The sequence below is a fragment of the Streptomyces thermovulgaris genome, from assembly GCF_002155915.1.
Taxonomy (GTDB): Bacteria; Actinomycetota; Actinomycetes; order Streptomycetales; family Streptomycetaceae; genus Streptomyces; species Streptomyces thermovulgaris.
Map to the genome: position 1 here is coordinate 1 of NZ_MUME01000302.1, position 6,667 is coordinate 6,667.

Here is a 6,667-nt window from a genome sequence, read left to right on the forward strand (position 1 = left end):
ACAGCGCGACGGGGCCGCCCGTGCCCTGGCCGAGCCACAGCAGGGCGAAGGTGTCCCGGTCCCGGGCGGCCCCGTCGCGCTGTTCGGCCAGTGCGGCGAGGTTGGTCTCGTTCTCGACGGTGACGCGGGCGTGCGGCAGCCGCTCCTGCAGCGCGGCCACCAGCCGGCGGTGCCACTCGGGCAGGCTCGTGGTGTTCCGCAGCTCGCCCGTGACCGGGTCGACCAGCCCCGGGGCGCCCATGCCGACCGTGTGCAGCCGTCGCACCCCCGCCTTCTCGGCCGCCCGTTCCACCAGTGCGACCGCGTGCTCCACCGCGTCCCCGGTGCCGGTGTCCCCGCCGATCGGCACATGCGCCTCGGCCAGCTCCCGGCCCAGCAGATCGGCCACGGCCACCGTGACGCCTCCGGTGCGCACGTCGAGGGCGGCGAGATGGGCGCGGTCGGCGGCGATGCCGTACAGCCGTGCGTTCGGGCCGCGCCGCTGCGCCTTGGCCTCCCCCACCACGGTGATCAGACCGGAGGCCGTCAGACGTTCGACCAGATCGGCGACCGTCGGCCGGGACAGACCGGTGAGCTGCTTCAACTGCCCTGCCGTCAACGGCCCTTCCTGCTGCAGCAGCCGCAGGGCGAGCCGGTCGTTGATGGCCCGGGCGGTGCTCGGGGATGCGGGCATGCCGGGAATCCTCTCAGATTCGACGGACCGCCGGACGGCCGTGTCCCCGCTTTCTATCAGGAAGGCTTCCTGATAGTTTTCGTCGGCGCCTTTCGCGCAAGGGGACGACGACACACCACCGGGGAGGGGCCGGACAATGAGTGCAGTGGTCCATCGGCAACGCGAAGTCCGGCACGCCCGGTACGCCGTCGCGGCCGTCTTCGCCGTGCACGGCGCCGTCACCGGTTCGTTCGCGACCCGTGTGCCATGGATCCAGGAGCACGCCTCGGTCGGTCCGGGGCAGCTCGGGCTCGCGCTGGCCTTCCCCGCGCTCGGCGCCTCCTTCGCGATGCCGCTCGCCAGCGGCATCAGCCACCGCTTCGGCGCCCGCACCGCGCTGCGCGGACTGATCGCCCTGTGGACGCTCTCCCTGGTCCTGCCCTCCCTGGCTCCGAACCTGCTCGCCCTGTGCCTCGCCCTGTTCGTCTACGGCGCCACGGCGGGCATGTCGGACGTCGCCATGAACGCCCTCGGCGTGGAGGTCGAGGACCGGCTCGGCCGCTCGATCATGTCCGGCCTGCACGGCATGTGGAGCGTGGGTGCCCTGGTCGGCTCGGCGGCCGGCACGCTCGCCGCGCACCTCGGCTCGGACGCCCGGCTGCACCACGCCCTGGCCGCCGCCGTGCTGACCGTCCTGGGGGTGGCCGCCTGCACCTGGGTCCTCGATCCGCGGCCCGCCGGGGACGAGGGACCGCCGCCGCGGTTCGCGCTGCCGCCGAGGTCGGCACTGCCGATCGGCGCGATCGGGTTCTGCGCGGTGTTCGCGGAGGGCGCGAGCCTGGACTGGTCGGCGGTGTATCTGCGGCACCAGCTGGAGACCTCGGCCGGTCTCGCGGCGGCCTGCACCACCGGCTTCGCGCTCACCATGGCCGTCGCCCGGATCGCGGGCGACCGGGTGGTGGACCGGTTCGGCGCGGTGCGCACGGTACGGGCGAGCGGCGTCCTGGCGGTCCTCGGCGGCCTGCTCGTGGTCCTGGGGATCCATCCGGCCGTGGCGATGACCGGATTCGCGCTGATGGGCCTCGGCATCGCGGTCGTGGTACCGCTGTGCTTCGCCGCGGCCGGCCGCAGCGGGCCGAACCCCGGCCAGGCCATCGCCGGGGTCGCGACCCTCACCTACACCTCGGGGCTGATCGCCCCGAGCGCGATCGGCGGACTGGCCCAGGTGTCCGGCCTCACGTTCTCCTTCGCCCTGGTCACGCTGCTGGCCTGCGGCATCGCCGCCTTCGCCGGGGTGCTCGGAGCGGGCGACCGCGGCCGGTCGAAGGTCGGCCCCGCGGCAAACGCGGCGGTTCCCGGCCCGCGGTCCTGACCCTCCGGCTCCGGCCGTGCTTCGCCGCGGCCGGCCGGGACGCGGAGGCGGAGAACTCCCCGGCCCTTGGACTCCCCGGCCCTTGGGCTCCCCGGCCCGCGCGCTCCGGCACTCCCGGCAGGGGCCCTCCCCCGGCCGGGAGCAGGCGTCCTTCCTGCCGGCCGAAGCACTCCGGACACCCCTGGCAGAAACCTTTCGGGCACCCCTGACAATGGTCCGGACAGTCCGCAAAGAGCGAGAAAGCGAAACCCACCATGGATCTCGGCGTGCGCTGGAAGCTGCACGGTGACGGACGGACACCCGCCCCCGGTGCGGTCGTCCGGCCCGACGAACGGCTCTCCTGGCCCCGCACCGTAGGACTCGGCGCCCAGCACGTCGTGGCCATGTTCGGTGCCTCCTTCGTCGCCCCTGTGCTGATGGGCCTCGACCCCAACCTCGCGATCATGATGTCGGGTGTCGCGACCGTGATCTTCCTGCTCGCCACCCGCGGCCGGGTCCCCAGCTATCTGGGCTGCTCGCTGTCGTTCGTGGGCGTCGCCGCGGTCATCCGGGCGCAGGGCGGCACGAGCGCGACCGTGACCGGCGCGGTCTTCGTCGTCGGCGTCGCGATGTTCCTGGCGGGTCTGGCCGTGCAGCGCTTCGGGGCGCGGATCATCCACGCCGCGATGCCGCCGATCGTCACGGGCGCGGTCGTCATGCTGATCGGCTTCAACCTCGCTCCGGTGACCGCCACCACCTACTGGCCGCAGGACCAGTGGACGGCCCTGCTGGTGATGCTGTTCACCGGGCTGGCCGTGGTCTGTCTGCGCGGCTTCTGGTCCCGTGTCGCGATCTTCCTCGGGCTGGTCTTCGGCTATGCCGTCTCCTGGGTCTTCGACCGGGTCTTCGGCAAGATCCACTCGGTGGACGCGAGCGGAAAGGTCACCGACCACTGGCGTCTGGACCTCTCCGCCGTGAGCGAGGCCGACTGGATCGGACTGCCGTCCTTCCACGGCCCCTCCTTCGAGTGGTCGGCGATCCTGGTCGCGCTGCCCGTGGTCATCGCGCTCATCGCCGAGAACACCGGGCATGTGAAGGCGGTCGGCGAGATGACCGGCGACCCGCTGGACGACAAGCTCGGCACCGCGATCTCGGCGGACGGCGCCGCCTCCATGCTGTCGACGGCCGTGGGCGGCCCGCCCAACACCACGTACTCCGAGAACATCGGCGTCATGGCCGCGACCCGTGTCTACTCCACCGCCGCGTACTGGGCCGCCGCCGGCTTCGCGCTGCTGTTCGGCATCTGCCCCAAGTTCGGGGCGGTCGTGGCCGCCATCCCGGGCGGTGTCCTCGGCGGCATCACCGTCATCCTGTACGGCATGATCGGGCTGCTCGGCGCGCAGATCTGGATCAACGCCAAGGTCGACCTGCGCAATCCGCTGAACCTGGTGCCGGCGGCCGCGGGCATCATCATCGGTGTCGGCAACGTCACCATGAAGTTCACCGACACCTTCTCCCTCAGCGGCATCGCGCTCGGCACCCTGGTGGTCATCATCGGCTACCACACGCTGCGCGCGTTCGCCCCCGCCCATCTGAAGAAGCAGGAGCCGCTGCTGGACGAGGGCACGTCGTCGTACAGCGAAGGCAGCGGGAACGGCGGGGACACCGCGGGCGACAAGGACGGCACGGCGGCCGAGGGAGTGCGGCGCGCCGAGCCGTAGGCGTACGGCGGTGTGCACGTCCCCGTACCCGTGCACCCGTCCTGTGCTCTTGCCCGTGCTCGTGTGCGACGGGTCCGGTGTTCCCCCGTTCCGGGGAAGCACCGGACCCGTCGGCACCCGGCCCGGTCCCGTCCTGGGACCCTGCCCTCATGGGGCAATCGGCACAACTCACCCATGACCCGGCCGCCGTGGACGCGGTCGTCGCCCGGATGCGCGACCTGGCCGCCGTGCTGCCCGAGCGCGACGGGATCGCGGTCTTCAACCGCGTCTACCTCGAGGTCGTCGAGACGGCCGGCCGGCACCCGGCGGCGCGCCGGCCCGGTGCCGCGCTGGAGGTGCTCCTCGCCGAGCGGTACCTGACCGCCGTGGACGCGGCGGCCGAGGGGCGGCGGGCACCGGCCTGCTGGCGGCCGCTGCTGGAGTTCCGCCGCCATCCCGGTCTGCGTCCCTCGCAGTTCGCGCTGGCGGGCGTCAACGCGCACATCGGGCACGACCTGGTGCTCGCCGTGGTGGACGCCTGCCGTGCGCTGCGGTGCGAACCGGCCGACGTGGAAGGCGCGTTCCACCGCGTGGGTGACCTCCTCCTGGCGCTGGAGGAACGGATCCGCGAGGAGCTGATGCCGGGCCCCGATCTGCTGCGGATCGCCGATCCGCTCACCCATCTGCTCGGTGCGTGGAGCCTGGAGCGGGCGCGGGAGGCCGCCTGGTCGGCGGCGCGCTCGCTGTGGGCGCTGCGCCGGCTGCCCGATCTGGCCGAGGAGTTCGTCCAGCGGCTGGACGCGGCGGTCGGTCTCGCCGGGCGGATGATGCTCACCCCGCTGCCGGCCTGACCGGGGCGTCCTCTCCGGCTCTCCCCCCGACCTCCTTGCTGCTCCGGGTGCGTCGCCCCAAAGCAGCGGTGCTCACGGGGAACGGGCCGGGCGGCCGGGGTCCGGCCGCCCGCACAGCTCCCCTCAGTCCTCGGGGAGTTCGACGGGGGCGATCTCGTCGTAGACGTCGCCCGGGCCGGGGTTGGCCGGGTCGGTGCTGCCGCCGAGGTGGCGCATGACGCCCCAGACCGCGTTCAGCGCGGTCTGGACGGCGCCCTCGGCCCAGCCGGCCGTCCAGGAGATGTCGTCGCCGGCCAGGAAGATGCCCCGCCGGTCCTCGGGCAGCCGGTCCTGCATGAAGTGGGTGAACAGGCGCCGCTGGTAGCGGTAGTGGCCGGGCAGGTTGGCCTTGAACGCGCCCATGAACCAGGGCTCGCTCTCCCAGGAGACGGTCACCGGGTTGCCGATGATGTGCTTCCTGATGTCGACCTTCGGATAGATCTCCGACAGCGACTTCAGCATCACCTCCATCCGCTCCTCGGCGGACAGCGGCAGCCACTTGAGGCTGTCGTCGCACCAGGTGTACGACAGGCACATCACGGCGGGCCGGTCCGGGCCGTTGTCGAGGAGGTAGGTGCCGCGGGTCATGCGGTCGGTGAGCGTCATCGACATGACGTCCCGCCCGGTCGGGTTCCCCTGGTCGTCGACGGCCTTGTCGAGCCAGAACGGACGGTCGACGGGGACGAAGAGCTTGCTGGACTCCATGTAGTGGGTGCGCTCGATCGCCGTCCAGTGGTCGATCGGGAAGAGGTCCTCGTCGCACTGGATCCTGGACAGCAGCAGCCAGGACTGGGCGGTGAAGATCGCCGCCTTGTAGGTGCGGATGTCGCCGGCGGCGTCCGTCACGGTGATCCGGTTGCCCGCGGTGCGGTGCAGCCGGGTGACGGCCGGACGCGGCCGGCCGTCGGGGTGCAGGGACTTCACCGAGGTGCCCTGCGGCCAGTGCACGATCTTCTCCGGCTCGCGTTCCCACAGCCTGAGCGGCAGTTGCTGGGAGCCGCCGACGATGCTGCGGTGGTGGTTGTCGGCCTCGGTGTAGACCACGCGCAGGATCTCCAGGATGGAGTTGGGGAAGTCGGTGTCCCAGCCTCCGGTGCCGAAGCCGACCTGGCCGAAGATCTCCCGGTGCCGGAAGGACCGGAAGGCCTCGGAGTCGCACAGGAACCCGTAGAAGGTCTGGTTGTCGAGCTTCTCGACGAGCCGGGACCAGATCCGGCGGATGGTCGGCACGTCCCGTTCGCGGATGGCGCGGTTCATCGTGGAGAAGTCGGCGTCCTCCTCCAGGCACCTGTTCCAGGCGTCGGCCACGTCCCGGTAGACCTGCGGCAGGTCGTCGATGGTCTCGGCGTAGTGCGTCTCGCCCTTGAGGTCGATGACGGTCGACGGGGTCGCCTCGGACAGCGGGTTGGGGAAGGGCCGCATCTCAAGGCCCACCAGGTCGATGTAGTGCTGCAGGGCGGTGGAGGACGGCGGGAAGCGCATGGCGCCCATCTCGGCGGTCAGCGACTCGTCGCAGCCCTCGAAGCCGACGGTGCGCAGCCGGCCGCCGATCCGGTCGGCCTCGTAGACGACGGGCTTGAGGCCCATCTTCATCAGCTCGTAGGCGGCGACGATGCCGGACAGACCGCCGCCGATGATCGCGACCTCGGTGCCGTGCTCGGTGGCGGGGACCTGGCCGAGGCCCGCCGGATGGGCGAGGAAGTCGTCGTACGCGTAGGGGAAGTCCGGGCCGAACATGGTGATCGGCGGCTGCTGCTCGTCTGCGTGCTCGACGGCGTTGGGCACCGTGGACGTCATGGGGTACGGACTCCTTGCGTGGAACATGGGGTGGGGAAGGGCCCGGAAGAAGGGCTGGGGAGGGGAAGGGGCCCGAGGGCTCAGAGGAGGGACCCGTACAGGCCGGGGCGGCGGCTCCTCAGATACGGGTTGGCCTCGCGGGAGGCGGCCAGAAGGGCGGGATCGGCGTCGGCAACGAGCAGTTCCCCGGTCCGGCCGGCGCGGGCGCGGGCGACTCCGTCGGGGCCGGCGAGCACGGAGAGTCCGACGAACTCGAACTCGCCCTCGGTTCCCGCCC

5 protein-coding genes and 1 pseudogene are annotated in these 6,667 nt (G+C 72.1%); 3 read left to right on the top strand and 3 right to left on the bottom strand.

All coding sequences use genetic code 11. The features are described 5' to 3' along the window. Window positions 1-673: ROK family transcriptional regulator (locus tag CCN35_RS21730; RefSeq protein WP_143631733.1), on the bottom strand; the 673-nt coding region annotated here is incomplete at its 3' end. 136 nt (window positions 674-809) lie between these two features. Between CCN35_RS21730 and CCN35_RS21735 the strand changes: the two genes are divergently transcribed. The 3 genes from CCN35_RS21735 to CCN35_RS21745 all read left to right on the top strand — a co-directional run bounded on the left by CCN35_RS21735 (window position 810) and on the right by CCN35_RS21745 (window position 4,554). Continuing rightward, window positions 810-2,024, top strand: a complete 1,215-nt coding sequence (locus CCN35_RS21735; protein ID WP_067397690.1) for an MFS transporter — start codon at window positions 810-812, stop codon at window positions 2,022-2,024. A gap of 254 nt (window positions 2,025-2,278) precedes the next feature. Continuing rightward, entirely contained in the window at window positions 2,279-3,724 is a 1,446-nt protein-coding gene (locus CCN35_RS21740; protein ID WP_067397691.1) for a uracil-xanthine permease family protein, read from the top strand. A gap of 149 nt (window positions 3,725-3,873) precedes the next feature. After that, on the top strand, window positions 3,874-4,554 hold the full coding sequence (locus tag CCN35_RS21745) for a DUF5995 family protein (protein ID WP_067397692.1): 681 nt from the start codon (window positions 3,874-3,876) through the stop codon (window positions 4,552-4,554). 123 nt (window positions 4,555-4,677) lie between these two features. On the opposite strand, the gene CCN35_RS21750 is transcribed toward CCN35_RS21745, so the two are convergent. Continuing rightward, window positions 4,678-6,390 (bottom strand): flavin monoamine oxidase family protein, encoded by a 1,713-nt coding sequence (locus tag CCN35_RS21750; RefSeq protein WP_067397693.1) that lies wholly within the window; start codon window positions 6,388-6,390, stop codon window positions 4,678-4,680. 80 nt (window positions 6,391-6,470) lie between these two features. Further along, window positions 6,471-6,667 (bottom strand): annotated as a pseudogene (locus CCN35_RS21755) (carbon-nitrogen hydrolase); the annotation flags it as partial.